Annotated in this window: 14 protein-coding genes; 12 read left to right on the top strand and 2 right to left on the bottom strand. The window is 73.6% G+C overall.

Going from position 1 to position 20,219, the window contains the following annotated elements:
• Positions 1-270: 270 nt before the first annotated feature.
• From ACLQ2R_RS08475 to ACLQ2R_RS08420, 12 genes are all read left to right on the top strand, one after another.
• Positions 271-1,338 carry a hypothetical protein gene (locus ACLQ2R_RS08475; protein WP_425958803.1) on the top strand — a complete coding sequence of 356 codons (1,068 nt, stop codon included), beginning with the start codon at positions 271-273 and terminating at the stop codon, positions 1,336-1,338.
• Between the two features lie 114 nt (positions 1,339-1,452).
• On the top strand, positions 1,453-2,541 hold the full coding sequence (locus tag ACLQ2R_RS08470; RefSeq protein WP_425958802.1) for a hypothetical protein: 1,089 nt from the start codon (positions 1,453-1,455) through the stop codon (positions 2,539-2,541).
• Positions 2,542-2,756: 215 nt separating this feature from the next.
• On the top strand, positions 2,757-3,713 hold the full coding sequence (locus tag ACLQ2R_RS08465) for a TIGR03885 family FMN-dependent LLM class oxidoreductase (protein ID WP_425958801.1): 957 nt from the start codon (positions 2,757-2,759) through the stop codon (positions 3,711-3,713).
• Between the two features lie 329 nt (positions 3,714-4,042).
• On the top strand, positions 4,043-4,510 hold the full coding sequence (locus ACLQ2R_RS08460) for an ATP-binding protein (RefSeq protein ID WP_425958800.1): 468 nt from the start codon (positions 4,043-4,045) through the stop codon (positions 4,508-4,510).
• A gap of 133 nt (positions 4,511-4,643) precedes the next feature.
• Complete coding sequence (locus tag ACLQ2R_RS08455; protein WP_425958799.1) at positions 4,644-5,918, top strand: MFS transporter; 1,275 nt, start codon at positions 4,644-4,646, stop codon at positions 5,916-5,918.
• Between the two features lie 1,498 nt (positions 5,919-7,416).
• Positions 7,417-8,325, top strand: coding sequence for a DUF1702 family protein (locus ACLQ2R_RS08450; RefSeq protein WP_425958798.1), 909 nt, complete (start codon positions 7,417-7,419; stop codon positions 8,323-8,325).
• Positions 8,326-8,345: 20 nt separating this feature from the next.
• Positions 8,346-10,220: an FG-GAP repeat domain-containing protein gene (locus ACLQ2R_RS08445; protein WP_425958797.1), complete on the top strand. Its 1,875-nt coding sequence runs from the start codon at positions 8,346-8,348 to the stop codon at positions 10,218-10,220.
• Positions 10,217-11,158 (top strand): enediyne biosynthesis protein UnbU, encoded by a 942-nt coding sequence (locus ACLQ2R_RS08440; protein ID WP_425958796.1) that lies wholly within the window; start codon positions 10,217-10,219, stop codon positions 11,156-11,158. The genes ACLQ2R_RS08445 and ACLQ2R_RS08440 overlap by 4 nt, the downstream gene beginning before the upstream one ends.
• Positions 11,159-11,202: 44 nt before the next feature.
• The gene (locus tag ACLQ2R_RS08435; RefSeq protein WP_425959167.1) at positions 11,203-17,181 is read left to right on the top strand and encodes an SDR family NAD(P)-dependent oxidoreductase; all 5,979 of its coding nucleotides are present in this window, start codon (positions 11,203-11,205) and stop codon (positions 17,179-17,181) included.
• Positions 17,181-17,591, top strand: a complete 411-nt coding sequence (locus ACLQ2R_RS08430) for an acyl-CoA thioesterase (protein ID WP_386242019.1) — start codon at positions 17,181-17,183, stop codon at positions 17,589-17,591. Before ACLQ2R_RS08435 ends, ACLQ2R_RS08430 begins: the two co-directional genes overlap by 1 nt.
• 90 nt (positions 17,592-17,681) lie before the next feature.
• Complete coding sequence (locus ACLQ2R_RS08425) at positions 17,682-18,227, top strand: hypothetical protein (protein WP_425958795.1); 546 nt, start codon at positions 17,682-17,684, stop codon at positions 18,225-18,227.
• A gap of 37 nt (positions 18,228-18,264) precedes the next feature.
• Entirely contained in the window at positions 18,265-18,762 is a 498-nt protein-coding gene (locus ACLQ2R_RS08420; protein ID WP_425958794.1) for a hypothetical protein, read from the top strand.
• 56 nt (positions 18,763-18,818) lie between these two features.
• On the opposite strand, the gene ACLQ2R_RS08415 is transcribed toward ACLQ2R_RS08420, so the two are convergent.
• Together ACLQ2R_RS08415 and ACLQ2R_RS08410 are read right to left on the bottom strand one after the other, a co-directional pair.
• Positions 18,819-19,511 carry a winged helix-turn-helix transcriptional regulator gene (locus tag ACLQ2R_RS08415; protein WP_425958793.1) on the bottom strand — a complete coding sequence of 231 codons (693 nt, stop codon included), beginning with the start codon at positions 19,509-19,511 and terminating at the stop codon, positions 18,819-18,821.
• A 69-nt stretch (positions 19,512-19,580) separates the two neighbouring features.
• Positions 19,581-20,180, bottom strand: coding sequence for a hypothetical protein (locus ACLQ2R_RS08410; protein ID WP_425958792.1), 600 nt, complete (start codon positions 20,178-20,180; stop codon positions 19,581-19,583).
• Positions 20,181-20,219 lie beyond the last annotated feature (39 nt).

Here is a 20,219-nt window from a genome sequence, read left to right as displayed (position 1 = left end):
TGCGTCCTGGGCGATCCGCCCTCGCATGCTCATACGGTACTCGGCGGTATGCCCGCGTGATCTCCCCGCGCGGGCACGGGCGGCCGATCGCGGAACTGACCCACCCGGCGGGGTGAGAGTCAGGGGAACCCGTGAGGTTGGGTCTTCTCAAGGGGTGATCGCCGGGTTATCAAGAGGTCGTACCGGGTGATTCCCGGCACGACACCCGCCGGCGCGACGATCGCGTCCAGCCCCCCTCGGATGGAGAACTGCATGCCCCGGTTACGAACCGTGACCTCTCGAATCCTCTGTGTTCTCGCGATGCTCGCGGTGGGTCTCACCGCCGCGGCCACGAGCGCACAGGCCTCCGTCCCCAACCGGTGGGGATTCGCGCTGGTCAACCTCACCTCCGGCGTCCCGGACCCCGCGCACCAGGCCGGTAGCTGGTCCGCCGGGTTCAACGTCAGCGTCACCCCCGGCGGCGTCGGGCAGACGTACGTGAGGTTCCCGCAGCTGGCGATCAACGGCGGGGTGGTGCACGTCACGGCGATCTCGGAGAACGCCTACTGGTGCCAGGCGCAGAAGTGGGCCCCCTCGGGGGCCGACATGCTGGTGGCGGTGCAGTGCTACCGCTACGGCGGCGCCCCGGTCTTCACCCCGTACAGCATCGTCTTCGAGCAGAGCACCGGCACGCTGCCCGCGCCGAAGGCGTTCGGCTACGTGCACTACAACGGGGCCGGCATAACGAGCCAGTTCAACTCGGCCGGGGCCGTGAACACCGTCGCCGGCGGCGGGGGCGTCTGGACCGTCCAGCTCCCCGGCCTGGGCTCGGCCGGGTTCGCGGGCAACCTCCAGGTCACCTCGGCCGACCCTTCCCAGCCCGCCCGGTGCAAGGTGGGCGCCTGGGCGCCGTCCGCCGGCACGCAGGCCGTCCAGGTCCGCTGCCACAACGCCACGAACGTGCCGCTCAACACCGGGTGGAGCCTCACCTACCAGCGTGAGCGCGCCATCACCGGAGGCGCGCTCCCGCCGGGCAGGTTCGGCTACACCTTCGACAACACCCCGGCCAACCCCGGCCCGTACGCGCCGGTGCCCCCGGCGGTGAACTACAACTCCGCGTCGGCCGTCAACACCGTCCAGAGCGCGGGTCTCGGCCTGCGCCTGGTGACCTTCCCGGTCGTCGGCGCCCTGCAGGACCACGTCCAGGCCACCGCGTACGGGCCCGGCCCTGAGTACTGCAACCTGCAGACCGTGTGGAACACCTTCGGCGGCTCGGTCTACGTCCGCAACGTCGCCTGCTACAGCGCCGCGACCCGCGTCGACCGGCCGTCCATGGTCAGCTACACCTCCCGCTACTGACCTCGGTCCCTGACACGGCGGGGGTGCCGTGCCGAGCCGGCCCTTCCCGGCCGGCGCGGCGCCCCCGCCCGCCGACGCGACGATCGCGTCCACTCCCCGCGGATGGAGAACGGCATGACCCGATCACGGAAAGTCATCTTCGCAGTCCTCTGCGTTCTCGCCATGTTCTCGGCGGGCCTGCCCGCCGCGTCCGCGAGCGCGCAGGCGTCCGTCCCCAACCAGTGGGGATTCGCGCTGGTCACCGCGACCTCGGGCACCCCCCTGCCCGCCTACCAGGCCGGTAGCTGGCCGGCCGGGTTCACCGTCGGCGTCACTCCCGGGGGCGTCGGGCAGACGTACGTGCGGTTCCCGAAGATCGGGATCGCCGGTGGTGTGGTGCACGTCACGTCGGTCGCGCCGACCGCCTCCTGGTGCCAGGCGCAGAGGTGGGCCCCCTCGGGGGGCAACATGGTGGTGGCGGTGCAGTGCTACCGCTACGGCGGCACCCCGGCCTTCACCCCGTACAGCATCGTCTTCTCGCAGAGCAGCGGCACGCTGCCCGCGCCGCAGGCGTTCGGCTACGTGCACCACAACGGTGCCGGCGTCATGAACCAGTTCAACTCGGCCGGGGGCACGAACGTCGTCAGTGGAGGCGGGGTGGGCGTCTGGACCGTCAGGCTGCCCGGCCTGGGCTCGGCGGGACTCGCGGGCAACCTCCAGGTCACCGCGGTCAACGACATTCAGCCGGCCCGGTGCAAGGTGGGCGCGTGGACGCCGTCCGCCGCCGCGCAACTGGTCCAGGTGCGCTGCCACAACGCCACGGACGTGCCGCTCAACACCGGGTGGACGCTCACCTACCAGCGGGAGCGCGCCATCACCGGAGGCGCGCTCCCGCCGCACAAGTTCGGCTACACCTTCGACAACCTCCCCGGCAACGCCGGGCCGTACGTGCCGGTGCCCGCGGCGGTGAACCACAACGGCCAGGGGAGCGTGAACAGCATCCAGAGCGCGGGCGCCGGCATGCGCCTGGTGACCTTCGCGGCGCTGGGCTCCTCGCCGGACCACGTCCAGGTCACCGCGTTCGGGCCCGGCCCCGAGTACTGCAACCTGCAGAGCGCGTGGCTCGTCATCGGCAACACGACGCAGGTCCGCAACGTCGCCTGCTACAGCGCCACGACCCGCACGAGCCGGCCGTCCTTCGTCAGCCACGCCTCGCTCTACTGAGACCGGGTACCGGGGATGCGGCGCCGGCCTCTCCCCGGCCGGCGCCTTCCCCGGCCGGCCCTTTCCCAGCCGGCGCCTTCCCCGCCGGCCCTTTCCCGGCCGGCGTCTTCCTGGCCGGTCCCTTTCCCGGCCGGCGCCGTACGGCAGGTCAGCGATGTGACCTGTTCGACGGCGCCTCCCCGAATGGACCCCGTCCGGGCGGGTAGCCGGGGACGATGACGACTTTCGGTTTCCACTCCTCACACGAGCAGATCCACCCCGCCGAGCTGCTGAAGGCGGTCACGCGGGCCGAGCAGGCGGGGTTCGACGCGGCCATGTCGTCGGACCACTTCTCCCCGTGGAGCAAGCGGCAGGGGCAGTCGGGATTCGCCTGGTCCTGGCTGGGAGCGGCGCTCCAGGCCACGAACCTGCCGTTCGGCGTGGTCAACGCCCCCGGACAGCGCTACCACCCCGCGATCATCGCCCAGGCGATCGGCACCCTCGGGGCGATGTACCCCGGCCGCTTCTGGGCCGCGCTGGGCTCCGGTGAGGCGAGCAACGAGCACATCACCGGCGACCGCTGGCCCCGCAAGGAGCTGCGCATGCGGCGGCTGCGCGAGTGCGTGGACGTCATCCGCGCGATGCTGGAGGGGGAGGAGGTCAGCCACCAGGGCCTGGTGACCGTGGACCGGGCCCGCCTGTGGACCCGCCCCGAGGTCACCCCGAACCTGGTCGGCGCGGCGGTGAGCCCGGAGACGGCCCGCTGGTGCGCCGAGTGGGCCGACGGCCTGATCACGGTGAACGCGCCCGTCGACCGGCTGCGCGAGGTCGTCGACGCCTACCGGGACGCCGGGGGCAGGGGCAAGGCGGCCCTGCAGGTCCACGTGAGCTGGGCCGAGAGCGACGACGAGGCCATGGCCATCGCCCACGACCAGTGGCGCAGCAACGTCTTCTCCCCGCCGGTGCCCTGGGACCTGGAGACCGCCGAGCTCTTCGACGTGGTCTCCGAGAACGTCTCGCCCGCCCAGGTCGCCGAGTCCGTGAACGTCTCCTCCGACCTGGGCCGGCACGCCGCCCGGATCAAGGAGTACATGGACCTGGGGTTCGAGGAGATCTACCTGCACCACGTGGGCCAGGAGCAGAGCGCCTACATCGACGCCTTCGGCGCGAAGGTCCTGCCCCAGCTCCGCTAGGGACGCGTCCGCGGGGGAGGCGGCCCGCGAGGTCTCGTCCCGCGCGGAGGCCGGGACGGCCCGTGGGGCGCCCGGTGCCTCGTGGGGAGGACGACGCTCCCGGGACCGATGGGTTCGGCACGCCGGACGGCCCGCGTCCGGCGGGGCCGGTGACCTTCGGGAACGCCGTGTGCACCGGCGATCCGGTGACCTGCGGGAGGCGACGTGATGGAGGGATTTTTCGTCTTTTTTGCGACATATGGAGGAAACAATTAAGGGGGATCAATTCCCAACGGGTGGGTGCATGTCCTACATTTGATGTGGGAGCGCTCCCACACGAAGGAGGCGCAGTGTCTCTCCACGACTCATCAGCGGCGTCCCTCGGGACCCCCCACGAGTACACGGCCGAGTGCCTGCTGCCCGCCACCCCCGCCAGCGTGCGCGACGCCCGCAGCATGGTCCGCCGGGAGCTGTCCGTCTGGGGCGCGGACGAGCTTCTCGACGACTGCCTGCTGGTCATCAGCGAGCTGGTCACCAACGCCGTCGAGCACGGCGGCTCCGCGTGCGCGCTGCGCATCCGCGGCGGTGGGGACCTCGTCCACGGCGAGCTCTTCGACCCGGGCGAGGGGACGCCCCGGGTGTGCGACCGCGACATGGACGCCACCGGCGGCCGGGGCCTGCAGATCGTCGACTCCCTCGCCGACGACTGGGGTGTGACCCACCTCCCGGCCGGAGGGAAGATCGTCTGGTTCGTCCTCAGCCTCCCCGCCCCCACCCCGCCCCGCCCCGCCATCGCCCCCGTCTTCCAGCTCAGGTAGACAGGGGCCCCGGGAGGCCCGGGAAGCCCGGTGCCGGGGGGAACGGTGGCCGAAGCAAGAGCCGGTGGGAGGCGTCCGCCGCCTCGCCCGTAGTCTGCGGGACGGCCGCCTCCCACCGAAAGACACCTTCCTCATGACCACGTACGACCGCACCCGCCGTGCCTGCTACACCGGATACGTCACGCAGGCGATCGTCAACAACCTGGCCCCGCTGCTGTTCATCGTGTTCCAGACGCGCTACCAGCTCCCCCTGGAGATGCTCGGCCGGCTGGTGCTGCTCAACTTCGCCACCCAGCTCGTCACCGACATCGTGGCCGTGAGGTTCGTGGACCGGACCGGCTACCGCGTCCCGCTGGTGCTGGCCCACGTGCTCGCGGTGCTGGGGCTGGTGCTGCTGGCGGCGGCCCCGGCGCTCGCGCCCTCCCCCTACGCCGGACTGTGCGTGGCGATCGTCGTCTACGCGATCGGCGGCGGCCTGCTGGAGGTGCTGGTCAGCCCCGTGGTGGACGCGCTGCCCAGCCCGCAGGAGGGCAAGGCCGCGGCGATGAGCCTGCTGCACTCCTTCTACTGCTGGGGGCAGGTCGCGGTGGTGGCGGGCAGCACGCTGCTGCTGGCCTGGATCGGCCAGGACGCCTGGCAGGTGCTGCCCGTCGTCTGGGCGCTGGTCCCGCTGGTCAACATGGTGGCCTTCCTGAGGGTGCCGCTGCCGGCCACCGTGCCCGACGAGCACCGCACCTCGCTGCGCGCGCTCTTCTCCGCCCCGGCCTTCGCCGCCGCGATGGTGCTGATGCTCTGCGCCGGGGCGGCCGAGCTGACCATGTCGCAGTGGTCCTCGCTCTTCGCCGAGCAGGGGCTGGGCGTCTCCAAGGTCTGGGGCGACCTGGCCGGCCCGTGCCTGTTCGCCGTCCTGATGGGCATCGGCCGGATCGTCTACGGACTGTGGGGGGAGAGGATCCCGCTGGTGCCCGCGATGGCCTCGTGCGGCGCGCTGGCCACGGTCTGCTACCTCGTGGCCTGCCTGGCCTCCGATCCGCTGGTGAGCCTGGTCGGCTGCGCGGTCTGCGGCCTGGCGGTGAGCCTGATGTGGCCGGGGACCTTCAGCCTGGCCGCCGCCCGCTTCCCTTTCGGGGGCGCGGCCATGTTCGGGGTGCTGGCCGTCTTCGGTGACGCCGGGGGCGCGGCCGGTCCCTGGATCGCCGGGGCCGCTGCGGACGCCTCCGCCTCGGCGACCGGCCTCCTGGGAGGTCTGGCCGCGCTGCTCCCGGGCGACGGCGGGTCCGGACTGCGCGCCGGGCTGCTCGTCGCGACCGTCTTCCCGGTCGCGGTCGTCGCCGTCACCGTGGCGTACGGTGCCGCGACCCGGCGCGCGCCGGCGATGTCCGGAACGGGGAAACCTCTCGACGGATAGCCCTATTCGCCCCGCCGCTTCCGGCGGCACCGGTCCTTATCCTTTATTACCCATTTGGTCCATAACGGGTGGATGACCGGCAATGCCGCCGTCGCGGGAGTGGCGTGAGGGCGCCGGGAGCCGGCCGCGGGCGTTTCCGCTCCGACCGTGTTAGTGACCGTGTGTAAATATGCTGGTTGATCCGGGGGGTCGCCGGGCGGGCGGCCCGGGGGCGTGGCGTGCGGCGGCGTGCCGCGGACGGCCTCCCCTCCCGTGGGCGTCCGGCACGCGCGTGACGACGGTCACGACGACGCAGTTCGTCACCGGGATCGCCGGGGAACGGAACGGTCCGGACCGGCGCCGACTCCTCCGGCCCGTGTCCGAAACGGGATAGGGACTTACGCCGGAAAACCGGACGGGGCCGGTCCGGCAGCGGGGGCGGCGAGGGGCGGAGCCGGTCCCGCGCGGTCCGGGTCTCCCCGCGCGTCCCCGGGGAGACCCGCGTCGCCACGCTCGTGCCGGTTCCCGCCGGAGCCCGTGTGATCCCCGATGAAGGCGCCGGAGGAATCGCCGTGAAACGCCCGGGGCGCGTCGGGCATTCGTGGCGAGGGTTCGTGAATGGCACGTTCCGATCGACGCGCCGGAATCGGGCCGGAAGGATCGGGTGATACGTCATTCGCGAAGCGTCACCCGTTATGGTCAGGCAAATACGCGCGGGCATTCGAGGTTTGCTATATCAAAAATAAGTGGTGAATGGCTCTGTGGGATATCCCGGATCCCCGCCGTCCTCTTCGTCAGGAGTTGCTCTCGCCTCCCGTCCCAGGTCCGTCCGACGATGAGAGCCCATCGCCCACATCCTTCGACACGGCCCCCGCGCCGTTCCTTTGCCGTCCCCGCCGGGCTCCCGTGGGGCCGGGTGTCCCCGCCGGTCGCCCCCGCCCTCACATCCGGTCGTCCCCCGGTCGCGGGCCACAGGGGTGCGGCCGGGTCCCGCCGGTCCGCCGGAGACGTCCGCCCCGTGTCCTCCGCGCGTCCGGTGCCGCCCCCGACGATCACGTTTCCCCTGCTCGACGGCAGGTTCGACCATCCGGGTCCCGGGTGATCACCGTCCGTTCCGCCTCGCGCGCACCGCTTCGTACGGGCATGAACGGCCCTCGCGCGAGAGCGGCGGCGGGACAGCGGCGGGACGGCGCGGGAGCGACAGCGGCGGGACAGCGGCGGGACAGGGACAGGAGGCGGTGGACGGACGGCATGAGCCGCCGGCGGCGGCCGCGGGAGGGGCCCGCCCACCCCCTGCGGGCCGCTCCGGATTTCACACCGATGTCCCCGGCAAGAACAAGTGGCTGGCCAGCACGTAAATTTCGTGTTAACTGCCCTTTTGTTGTGACCAGCGCCTTATCGCCTTCCCTGACCGGAAGTCAAGGTCTTGCCGATCGCTATTGATGCTGATAGTCAGTCTGGAGAGACATCAAGCTGAATCGGCTCTCCGAAAATCGGTTCTCCGAGAAGGGCTGTGGAGATGCGCGCACTCCTGCCGTACGGGATGGCGGACTTCGAGCGACGGGGGTTCCGTACCGACCGCCCGGAGGCACGGGCGGTCCTGGAGGAGAGGGCCAGAAGCTTCCTCGACGGCTTCAACCTCGCCTTCTCCCGCTGGAGGGACGTCCACGAGGCGCTCGCCACGGTTCCCGAGGAGAACCGGGGCTTCGCCTACGAGGGCGCCGGCATGTACGCGGCCTACCGCGACCTGCCCGCACGCGGACGGGACACGGCACTGAACCGGCTGCTCGACGGGCCGGGCCGGGCCTACGTGCACCTGATCCACGTCGGCGCCGGCTGGGGGCTGAGCCCGGCACGGCTGCCCGCGCCGCTCCGGCTCCCCGGGACGCCGCTGCTGCGGTGGCTGGCCCTGGACGGCGCCGGCTTCGGAGAGGTGTTCTTCGGGGGCCTGCGCGCCCTGGAGCGCCGGAGCCGCCGCGCGCCCACCGCCCAGGAGTCCGCCCGCCTCGCCGGGTGCGGCCGCGCGCTCTGGTTCGCCCAGTCCGCCGACGTCGCCGGCGTGAGCGAGGTCATCGGCCGCCTGCCGGAAGCCGCCCGCGCCGACCTGTGGAGCGGCATCGGCCTGGCCTCCGCCTACGCGGGCGCCACCACCGAGGCCGGCCTGCGCGCCCTGGTGGCCGCGGCCGGCCCGGCGGCGCCCGCCTACGCCCAGGGCGTCGTCTTCGGCACCACGGCCAGGTTCCGCTCCGGCATCGTCCCCGCCCACACCGTCCTGGCCTGCCGCGTCGTGCTCGGGGCCGACCCCGAGACCGCCTCCTCCTGGGCGGACACCGCCGCCGCGGACCTCGAACACTCGCCGGACATCGCCGCCTACCAGGAATGGCGAACCCGGCTGCGCGGCATCACGGCCGCCCGGCACGCCGCCTGATGCCCCGAACGGAGAACGGAATGGTCCAGACCGTCCTGCGCAAGAGCGTCCCGGCCGTGGTCGCGGTCCTGCTCTGCGGCACACTGGGTTTCCTCACGATGCGCCCGAGCGTCGCCGCGAGCGAGGCCGAACGGCTCGCCGGGCGCTACTCCTTCCAGAGCGTGGAGCTCAACTCCGCCCCCGCCGGGGCCCGCGTCGAGCGCGTCGTCGCGCCGGGCCTGCAGAAGATCCGGGGGTGGATCTCGGCCGTCGGCGCGGCCGTCGCCCTGACCGACCTGCGCGGCCTCGGCCACGCCGGCGACGTCTGCCTGGTCGACCCCCGCGACGACAACGTCACGCTCCGGCCCGCTCCCGAGTCCGGCGGCGCCTCCTACGAGCCCGTCCTGCTGCGCCCCTCGGGCGCCGTGCGCTACGACGCGACGATGGCGCCGATGGGATGCGTCCCCGCCGACCTCGACGAGGACGGCGACACCGACATCGTCGTCTACTACTGGGGCCGCTCGCCGGTGGTGTTCCTCAACACCCGCCCCGGCGTCCCGACCGCCGCGGGGTTCACCGCGACCGAGCTCGTCCAGCCCATGCAGGTGTGGAACAGCACCGCGCTCAACGTCGCCGACCTCGACGGCGACGGCCACCTCGACGTCCTGGTCGGCAACTACTTCCCCGACGGGGCCAAGGTGCTCGACCCCTCGGCCTCCGACGACAGCCGCATGCAGATGCAGCACTCGATGAGCATGGCGCGCAACGCCGGCGTCAACCGCATCCTGCTCGGCCGCCCCTCGGGCACCCGCGACACCCTGCCGGCGTTCACCGACGCCAGCGACGCCTTCGGCGACGACGTGTCGCGCTCGTGGACCCTCGCGTTCGGCATGCAGGACCTCACCGGCGACCTGCTGCCCGAGATCTACGTCGCCAACGACTTCGGCCCCGACTTCCTGCTCGCCAACGAGTCCACGCCCGGCAAGGTCAGACTGCGGGCGGTGCCCGGCACGCGGAACCTGACCATGCCCAAGTCCAAGGTGCTCGGCCACGACTCGTTCAAGGGCATGGGGGTCACGTTCACCTACCCCGGCGGCACCGGCCTGCCGATGATGATGGTCAGCAACATCACCGACGAGTTCGCGCTGCAGGAGAGCAACTTCGCCTTCGTGCCGACCGGCCCGCCCGGGGAGCTCGCCTTCCGCGACGACAGCGAGGACCTGGGACTGGCCCGCAGCGGCTGGGCCTGGGACGTCAAGTCCGGCGACTTCGACAACGACGGCGTCGACGAGATGCTGCAGGCCACCGGGTTCCTCAAGGGCGACCGCGACCGCTGGCCCCAGCTCCAGGAACTCGCGATGGGCAACGACGACCTGCTCGACCTGGCCGGGGCGTGGCCGAACTTCGGGCCGGGCGACGACCTGTCGGGCCACCAGCACAACCCCTTCTGGGTCCGTACCACCGAGGGCCGCTACACCGACCTGGCCCCCGAGATCGGCATCGGCCAGCCCGACGTCACCCGGGGCCTGGCCCTCGGCGACGTGAACGGCGACGGGCGGCTGGACGCCGTGGTCGCCAACCAGTGGGAGAACTCGCGGGTGCTGCTGAACCGGTCGGCGGCGCCGCCCGGCATCGACCTGGAACTCGCCCTGCCGGCCACCGGCGGCGGCACCAGGGCGGCCGTGGGCGCGCAGGTCGAGCTGACCGGCGCCGTACGGCAGAAGACCCAGCTGTACCCGGCCAACGGGCACGCCGGCGCCTCGGCGTCGCGGGTCCACCTGGCCGCGCCCGGCGGCACCGTCACCGGGACGGTGACCTGGCGCGACGCGGCGGGCCGCCACCAGGCCCCGGTCACGCTGACCTCCGGCCGCCACACCCTCCTGCTCAGCCCCGACGGAACGGCGGTAACGCGATGACGACCACGCTTCCCCAGCCGGGGGTCGAGACCCCGACCCCGACCCCTTCCGCACCCGAGCAGGCCGCCCCCAAGGTCGACATCCGCCTCAAGGCACTGCGGCGGTTCGCCCTGTCGATCACCGTGCTCACCATCGTGGGCCACGTCTTCCTCGGCTTCGAGCAGGCGCCGATCACCCCGATCGTGGCCGTGCTGACCGCGTACCTGACCGAGTTGCTGATGGAGACCGTCACCGCCTGGTCGCGCGGGCGCCGCCCCGGCTACGCCGGCGGCTGGAGGGCGCTGATCACCTTCCTGCTGCCCGCGCACATCGTCGGCCTGGCCTGCGCCATGCTCCTGTACGGCAACGAGTCGGTCTGGCCGTACGCCTTCGCCGTGGCGATCGGCATCAGCCTCAAGCACCTGATCAAGGTCAAGGTGAACGGCTCGCCCAGGCACTTCCTCAACCCGTCGAACACCGGCATCGTCATCACCCTGCTGCTGTTCCCCTGGGTGGGCATCGCGCCGCCGTACCAGTTCACCGCGAGCATCAGCGGCGCGCTGGACTGGCTCGTCCCGCTCGGCATCCTGATGCTCGGCACCATGCTGAACGCCAAGCTCACCGGGAAGATGCCGCTCATCGCCGGATGGGTGGGCGGCTTCATCGCCCAGGCGTTCCTGCGCTGGCTGATCCTCGGCCACTCCCTGCCCGGCGCGCTGCTCCCGCTCACCGGCGCGGTCTTCGTGCTCTACACGAACTACATGATCACCGACCCGGGGACGACACCGGTCAAGCCGCGCAACCAGATGATCTTCGGCGCGACCATCGCCGCGGTCTACGGCGTGCTCGTCAGCGTCAACGTCGCGTTCGGGCTGTTCTTCGCCCTGGTGATCACCTGCATGCTGCGCGGGCTGGTCCTCGCGCTGGCGCGCCGCCGTACCCCGGAGGTGGCGCGGTGACCCCGGCGTCACCTTCGGGCACGCCGGGCACGCCGGGCACGGACATGCGGGCTTCGGGCACAGGTACGGGCACGGGAACGCGGGCCACGGGATCGGGCGCGCGGAGCACGGGCGCGCCCGATCCGCGGGCGCCGCGGATCGCCGTCGTCGGGATGGCCTGCCGCTACCCCGACGCGGTGAACCCCGGCGAGCTCTGGCAGAACGTCCTGGGCGGGCGGCGGGCGTTCCGCCGCCTCCCCGAGACGCGCCTGCGGGTGGCCGACTACGGCGGCGAGGGACCCGACTCCACCTACGCCGTCCAGGCCGGCGTGCTGCGCGACTGGGAGTTCGACCGCGGCCGCTTCCACATCTCCGGCGGCCTCTACCGGGCCGCCGACCACACCCACTGGCTCGCGCTGGAGACCGCCGCCGACGCCCTCGCCGACGCGGGCTTCCCCGGCGGCGACGGCCTGGACCGCGACTCCGTGGGCGTCGTCCTGGGCAACTCGCTGACCGGCGAGTTCAGCCGCGCCGCCTCGCTGCGGCTGCGCTGGCCCTTCCTGCGCAGGGCGGCGGCCGCCGCGCTGGCCGGGAGCGGCCTGGAGGGGGACGCCGTGGCCGGCGTCCTCGGACGGCTGGAGGACCTGGTCAAGGAGCCGTTCCCCGAACCGGGGGACGAGACGCTCGCCGGGGCGCTGAGCAACACCATCGCCGGGCGGATCTGCAACCACTTCGACTTCCACGGCACCGGCTACACCGTGGACGGCGCGTGCTCCTCCAGCCTGCTCGCGGTGATGACCGCGTGCCGGGCGCTGGCCGACGGCGACCTCTCCCTGGCGCTGGCCGGGGGAGTGGACCTCAGCCTGGACCCGTTCGAGCTGGTGGGCTTCGCCCGCGTGGGCGCGCTGGCCCGCGGCGAGATGCGCGTCTACGACGCCGACCCGACCGGCTTCCTGCCCGGCGAGGGCTGCGGCGTCGTCGCGCTCATGCGCGCCGAGGAGGCCGAGCGGCGGGGCCTGCGCGTCTACGCGTACGTGACCGGCTGGGGCAGCTCCTCCGACGGCGCGGGCGGGCTCACCCGTCCCACCGCGGCGGGACAGGCCCTGGCCATGCGCCGCGCCTACCGCCTCGCCGGCCTCGACCCGGCCGGGATCGGGTTCGTCGAGGGCCACGGCACCGGCACCGCCGTCGGCGACCGCGTCGAGATCGAGGCCCTGACCGAGGTCATCGGGGCCGGCGCCGCGCCCGCGGCCCTCGGCAGCGTCAAGGCCAACATCGGGCACACCAAGGCGGCCGCCGGCGTCGCCGGGCTGATCAAGGCCGCACTGGCCGTGCACCACCGGGTGCTGCCGCCCTCGACCGGCACCCGCGAGCCGCACCCCCTGCTCGGGCGGGACGGCGTGCCGCTGCGGCTGCTCGCCGAACCCGAGCCGTGGGACCGGCCGACGCCCATGGCCGCGGTCTCCTCCCTCGGCTTCGGGGGCATCAACGCGCACGTGGTCCTGGAAGGGCCCCGCCGCACCCCGGCCAGGTCGCTGTCGGCGTCCACCCGCCGCTGGTCCGCGCCGGTCCCCGAGCACCACGTCGTCACCGTCGGCGCCACCGGCCCCGCCGCGCTGGCCGACCGGCTGCGGAGGGTGGCCGGCCTGGCCCCCGTGCTCAGCCAGGCCGAGCTGTACGACCTGGCCTGCACCTCGCAGGCCGACTCCGGCGCCGGCGCCGCCGCCCGCGCCGCTCTGGTGGCCGCGACCCCCGACGAGCTGGAACGGGCCGCCGAGGCCGCGCTGGCCGGGATCGGCACCTGGGACGGCGGGCTCCTCGTCGACAGGGCACGCGGCTACGCGCTCGCCTCCGGGCCGCCCGCCCGGGTGGGCCTGATGTTCCCCGGCCAGGCCGCGCCGGTCCGCGCCGGCCTCCCGGCCTGGGCCGCCGGGCTCGACGTCCCGGACTCGCCGGTCGCGCTCCGCGACGGCGACGCCGACACCGCGGTCGCCCAACCGGCGATCATGCGCCAGTCGCTCGCCGCCCTGGCCTGGCTCGACACGATCGGCTGCGAGCCGGTGGCCGCGGCCGGGCACAGCCTCGGCGAGATCGCCGCGCTCGGCTGGGCCGAGGCCCTCACCCCCGCCGACGCCCTGCGCCTGGCCGCCGCCCGCGGGCAGATCATGGCCCGCTACGGTACGGCGGGCACCACGATGGCGAGCCTCGCCGCCGAGCCCGAGACGGTCGCGGACCTGCTCGCCGGGACCGAGGCGGTCGTCGCCGCGTTCAACGGCCCCGCCCAGACCGTCGTCGCCGGACCGGTCGAGGACGTGCGGGCCGTGGTGGAACGTGCCCGCGCCGCCGGGGTCGACGGTGTCGTCCTGGCGGTCTCGCACGGTTTCCACAGCCCGGCGATGCTCCCGGCCGAGGCGCCGCTGCGCGAACTGCTCGACACGATCACCACGGACGCGCCGCGCCGCCGCGTCTTCTCCACCGTCACCGGCCTGCCGTACGGCGACGCCTCCGGCGCTTCCGACGGCCCCGGTGAGGCGGTGGAGGCGCTGGTCGCCCAGCTCACCCGGCCGGTCAGGTTCGCCGAGGCGCTCGCGCGCCTGGCGGACGAGTGTGACCTGCTGGTGGAGGCGGGACCGGGGACCATCCTGTCCGGCCTGGCCGCCCACCTGCCCGCCGTCTCGCTCAGCATGGACTGCGGCGGGGACCCCCGGCGCCAGGCCCTGGTCACCGCCGCCCTGGCGGTGTCGGGCAACGCCGACCTGACGGCGTGGGCCGCCGGGCGCGCCTACCGCCGCCTTCCTCTCGACAGCTCGCCGACCTTCCTGTCCAACCCGTGCGAGACCGTCGCCGACGGGGCGGCCGTGGAGATTCCGGCCCGCCGGCCCGCCGGTTCGGCGGCCGGGTCCGCCCCGGCGGACCTGACGGGCCACGCGGACCGCGCCGGTCGCGCCGGTCGTACGAACGGCTCCGGCGGCGCCGGCGCCCTCGACGGGTCCCGCACCGGCGGTCTCAACGGGAACGGCGCGACGGTCCCGGACGGGTCCGGCGCCGCGCCCGACCCCCTGGAGTGCCTGCGCGCGGAGCTCGCGGCCGGGCTGGAGCTGCCGCTGGAGACCGTCCGGCCGTCCAGCTCGTTCCTGGGCGACCTGCACCTGAACTCGCTCCAGGTGGTACGGATCGTGAGCCGGACCGCGCAGGTCCTCGGCCGGCAACTGCCCGCCGTCCCGCTCTCGCTCGCCGAGGCGTCGGTGGCCGAGGCCGCCGAGGTGCTCGCCGGGCTGCCGTCGGTGAGCGAGGAGAGCGCCGAGGAGGTCGAGGGCGTCGGCGGCTGGGTACGCGCCTTCCGGCACGAGTGGGTCCCCGCCGGGTCGGCGGCACCGGGCGCGACGGACGGGACGCCGGTGTTCCCGCTCGCCGCCGTTGCCGGGCCCGAGGAGGTGGCGGCCCTGCTCACCGAGATCGCCGGGCGCGCCCCCGAACGGCTCGTCCTGCGCCACGACGGCCACCCCGCGGCCGAGGCCGTCGGCCGCAGCCTCGCGGTCGAGCTCCCGCGCACGTCGGTGACGGTCCTGCACGCCCCCGGCGACGGCGACGGCGACGTCGGCGGCGCCGGCGATGCGGTGAACGCCGCCGGGCACGGGTACGCCGAGCTCAGGCGGCTGCCGGACGGTTCGGTGGAGCGCCGCCGCACGGTCCCGTACCCGCTGGCCGCGGACACCGGGCCGGCGCCCATCGGCGACGGCGAGGTCTGCCTGGTCACCGGCGGCGCCACCGGCATCACCGCCTACAGCGCCGCCGCCCTGGCCGAGCGGACCGGATGCGTGCTCGTCCTGCTGGGCCGCACCCCCGCGGAGGACCCCGCGGTGGCCGCCGCCCTGGCCGACCTGCGGGCCCGCGCCCGCGCCGTCTACCTCCGCTGCGACGTCACCGACCCCGCCCAGGTCCGCGCGGCGCTCGCCGCCGCCGCCGAGCACGGGCCGGTACGCGGCCTGATCCACGGCGCGGGCGTCAACATCCCCCAGCGGCTGGCCGCCGTGACCGGGGAGACGCTCCGCGCGCACCTGCGTCCCAAGGTGGACGGGTTGCGGGTGCTCCTGGACGAGGCGGGCGGCGACCTGAGCATGGTCGTGGCCTTCGGCTCGATCATCGGCAGGCGCGGACTGGCCGGGCAGTCGGAGTACTGCCTGGCCAACGACTGGATGCGGCACCTGGTCGAGGAGTGGGCGGCCGGGCACCCGTCCTGCCGCACCCACCTGCTGGAGTGGTCGGTCTGGTCGGGGGTGGGAATGGGCGTCCGGCTGGACACGATCGACGCCCTCCGGCGCCAGGGCATCACCGCCATCACCCCGAAGGAGGGCGCGGACCTGCTGCTCGGCGTGCTCGGCGACGCCGGGGCCCCCGTCACGCTCCTGCTGACCGCGCGCTTCCCGGCCGGTCCCACCCTCGCCGTCGAGGGGCCGCCCGCCCCGCTGCTGCGGTTCACCGAGCGCGAGCTCACCCGGACCCCCTGGGTGGAGGCCGTCTACGAGGCCGACCTGGGGGCCCGGACCGACCCCTACCTCGACGACCACCGCATCTCCGGTACCCGCGTGCTGCCCGCCGTCGTCGGCCTGGAGGCGATGGCGCAGGCCGCCACCGCCGTGGGTCACGGCACGGCGGACGGGAAGGGCCCCGGGACGCCGTCCCACGAGACGGAGGCGGCCGGGAGGACGTCCGCCGGGCCGGCGGGAGGATGGTCCTTCGAGGACGTCCGCCTGCGCGCGCCCGTCATCGTCGACGGCGACGCCCCGCACCCGGTGCGGGTGGCCGCGCTCGCCGGGCCCGGCGGCACCGCCGTCGTGCTGCGCGACTCGGCCGACGCCTTCACCACCGACCGGTTCACCGCCCGCCTGGTGCCCGCGGCGCCCGCTCCGCGGAGCGATCCCGGACAGGCGCCCGGCGGTCCCGGAGGTCCCGGAGGTCCCGGGGAGAACGGTTCCGGGCCGGGCGGCGATGCCGGGCAGGCGTCCGCCGCGCACGACTTCTACGACAACGGCCTGTTCTTCCACGACGGCAGGTTCCGGCGGGTCGCCTCGTACGGGCTGCTGACCGCCTTCCGGGTGGAGGCGGTCGTCGAGGGCGGGGCGGGAGGTCCGGCGGGAGGCTGGTTCTCCTCGTTCCACTCACCCGAGCTGCTGCTCGGCGACCCCGGGTTGCACGACGCCACCATCCACGCGCTGCTGGCCTGCGTCCCGCACCGGGAGGCACTGCCCGTCGGCGTCGACAGGTTCACGGTCTGGGGGCGGCCCTCGGGCCGCTGCCTGGTCCGCGCCCGCGAACGCGAGCACCACGCCGGTGAGTACGTCTACGACGTCGATCTCGTCGCGGCCGGTCCGGCGGGCCCGGCCGGTTCACCCGGCTCCGGCGCCCCCGCCGTTCCCGGCGACGTGCTGGCCCGCTGGGAGGGGCTGCGGCTGCGCGCCACCGGCCCCAGGGAATGGCCCGCGGGGATGCCGCTGTCCCTGGCCGGGCCGTGGATGTCACGCCTCCTCGGGGAGAACGGCATCGCCCAGCACGTCGAGCTGGCCGGCGTCCCGGGACGCAGGGAGGACGACGCCGCCGCCGGTCTCGCCGCCCTCCTCACCGGCGGTCCCGTACGGCACGACGCGCGCGGCGCGCTGCGGGTCGCCGAGGGGGGAGTGAGCGCCTCCTACACCGCCGGTCACGTCCTCGTCGGGGTGGCCGGGCACCCGCTCGGCGTCGACTGGCAGGACGTCTCCGGCATCGCGGACGCCGAATGGCCCGGTCTCGTCGGCGAGCGCGGAACCGCCGTCACCGAGGCCCTGGCCGCCAAGACCGGCGAGGAGGCGTCCCGGTGCGCCGCGCGGGTCTGGACCGCCAGGGAGGCGCTGGCCAAGGCCGGGGCCGCCGTCGACGAACCGCTCCGCGTCCACGAGGTCGGCCACCACGGCCTGGTCACGCTCACCGCCGGAGGCTGGTGCGTGGCGACCGCCTCCGTACCCGGGACCGCGGTCATGGTGGCGACCGCGCTCCCCGAGGAGGTCTGATGCGCGCCTACCGGCACGTCCACACGGTCACGTTCGACGAGACCAACCTGGTGGGCAACGTCTACTTCGCCCACTACCTGCACTGGCAGGGGCACTGCCGGGAGCACTTCCTCGCCGAGCACGCCCCGGGCGTGCTGAAGTCCCTGGCCGACGGCACGCTCGCGCTGGTGACCCTGGGCTGCGACATGACCTACTACGAGGAGTGCTTCGCGCTCGACGAGATCGAGGTGCTCATGACGCTCTCGGCGGTCAGCGGCAACCGGATCTCGATGGACTTCGACTTCCGCCGGGGCGGGGTCCAGGTCGCGCGCGGTTCCCAGGCGATCGCCTGCATGCGCAGGACCCCCACGGGCGTCGCCCCGGTCCCCCTGCCCGCCGAACTGGCCACGGCCCTCAACGCCTTCGCCTGACACCCCGCCCCGACACCCGGCCCCGCCGGGTCCCGACCCGATCCCGCCGCAGTCATCCCTGCTGACCCCCCTGATCGTGAGAGGTCCGACATGACATCACTCAACACCACCTGGCACCGCACGGCCCTCTACACCTTCCTGGCGATCGTGCTCGCCCACTGGGCCGAGCACATCACCCAGGCCATCCAGATCTGGGTGCTGGGCTGGCCGGTCCCGCAGGCCCGCGGCGTGCTCGGACTCTGGTTCCCCTGGCTGGTCACGTCCGAGGTGATGCACTACGGCTATGCCGTGATCATGCTCATCGGGTTCGTCCTGCTGCGCAAGGGCTTCACCGGCCGCTCCAGGACCTGGTGGAACATCGCCCTTGGCGTCCAGGTCTGGCACCACTTCGAGCACCTGCTGCTGCTCCTGCAGGCGATCACCGGTAACCACCTCCTCGGGCGCCCGGCGGTCACCAGCATCGCCCAGCTCGTCTTCCCGCGGGTGGAGCTGCACCTTTTCTACAACACCATCGTCTTCATCCCGATGGTCGTCGCCATGGTGCTGCACATGAGGCCCAACCGGGCCGAGTACGAGGCCATGAACTGCTCCTGCGCGGTGACGGCGCCGGTGCGGCGCCAGCCGGTCGCGGCTTGAGTCGTCCATCGCCGGATCGCGGCGGGAAGGAGCGGGCATGAGCACGACGACGGCCCCTGTGGAGCCGGTGGAGCCGGTCGAACCGTTCGAGACCGTGCCGGTCGGGAAACCCTCGGCGTTCTTCGCGGTGCTCGCCGTCGTCGTGGGCTTCGGGCTGCTCGCGCTGACCGTGCCGAGCCTGGGGCCCACGATCCGGGCGGCCGGCGCCGACGGGGTCAGGGGAACGTTCACCGCGGCCGATGTCAGGTGCGTCAGCCACGGAGGGCACGAGGCGTGCTCCTGGTACGGGAGCTTCACCCCCGTCCGGGGCACGGCCACGGCCCAGGAGGTCTATCTCTACGGCAGTGACCGCGAGATGCTCCGTCCCGGGCAGCGGACCGTGGCGGTGGACGTCGGCCGGGGCAACCGGGTCTACGGGCCGGGAGGCTCACGTGAGTGGATCTTCGTCGGCCTGCTGACGCTCACCGGCCTCGCTCTGCTCGGCCTGGGGGCGCGGTCCGCCGTCCGGCTCCGCGCGCGGCGGGCTCGCGAGTAGAGCGGCGGGCTCGCGGACAGAGGGGCCCGCCGCCCGCGTCCTTCGGGAGACACCGGTCAGGAGACGCCGGTGGGGTCGCGGAGCGGCGGGGCCGACAACCCCATGAGCTGCGTGCAGCGCAGCACCGCGGCCGGGTCGCCGTCGAGCGTCAGGCTGCCGGTGACGACGGCGTCGAACGGGCTGATCAGCTCGGCACCGATCCGGACGAACGTCTCGGCGCTCGTCCGCACCACGATGGCCGGGGCGTCCGCGGCGCCCCGGTGGGCCACCGCCCTGCCGTCGGCCACGACGATGTGGAAGATGTCGTCGTCGATCCGGAACTCGTAGGACTCCCGCACGTCGGGCACGGGCCGTCCCTGGATCATGGCCTGGAGGGCGAAGAACCCCCAGGCGCTGCTGGTCATCCCCGACCTGGCGTCGTCGTCGGTGAGGAAGCGCATGCCCCACCGCGAGAAGTGCAGCAGGGGCTCGCGGAGCTGCTCCCCGACGGAGGTGAGCCGGTACCGCTTCCCGCGCGCGTCCCCCGGGACGGGCTCGGCCTCCAGGATCCCCCGCGCGCTGAGCGCCTTGAGCCGGTCGGTCAGCAGGTTCGGCCCGATCCCCGGCAGGTGTGCCTGGATTTCGTGAAACCGCGCCGGAGCGATGATCAGTTCCCTTACGATCAGCAGCGTCCAGCGCTCCCCGATGATGTCTAGCGCCGCGGCCAACCCACAGAACTGGCCGTAGTGCCGCTTGTCGGACGTAAGCACGTGCTCGGGCCTTCCTATGATTTTTTTATAGTGGTCGCGCGTCCCTCCCCTCGCGGGGACGCGCCCGGGTCAGGTCGGAATCGCCTTGAGCTCGCCGCTGACGCGGCAGCCGGGCTCGCCCAGGGCGTTGATCTCCGCGTGGCCTCCGACGGGCAGCCCGCCCTCGGTGCCCGAGGCGTTCCACACGGACGACGGCAGCGAGAGCGTGACCACCGCGCAGGCCGCCAGGACGGCCGTGGTCCCGGCGTCACGGCATCCGGCCGCGTACAGGCAGTGCTGCTCCCCGTACTCGCTCATGATGCGGATCACGGCGCCGCTGACCGGGCCGGTGCCGCCCGGGATCGGGACGACCTCGCACTCCAGGAAGGGGAAGACGGGCCGTCCCGCGACGCGCCCGTCGAGCTCCCAGACGCCTCCCATGGCGGCGGCCAGCGGGCCGGACAGCCTCAGGCACTCGCCGACCAGCGAGCCGCTCAGCTCCAGGTGGACCGGGCGGGTGTGCACGAAGCTGGTCGCCATGCCGCGCAGGACGAGGCAGGAGGGGTCGGTGCCCGGCCGGGCCTCCAGGCCGAAGTACTCGCCGCCGTTGAGGAAGGCGATAGTGCCGAGGGCCGGATCCTGGGTAGGGGACCCGTGATCGGAGCTCGGGTCGCTGCCGGAGGTCGTCATGACGGCATCACCTCGTCAGGGCCGGGGGTCGCAATCATT

Source organism: Streptosporangium sp. DT93, assembly GCF_049844535.1.
Classification (GTDB): domain Bacteria; phylum Actinomycetota; class Actinomycetes; order Streptosporangiales; family Streptosporangiaceae; genus Streptosporangium.
This window is presented reverse-complemented; position numbering and strand designations above follow the sequence as displayed.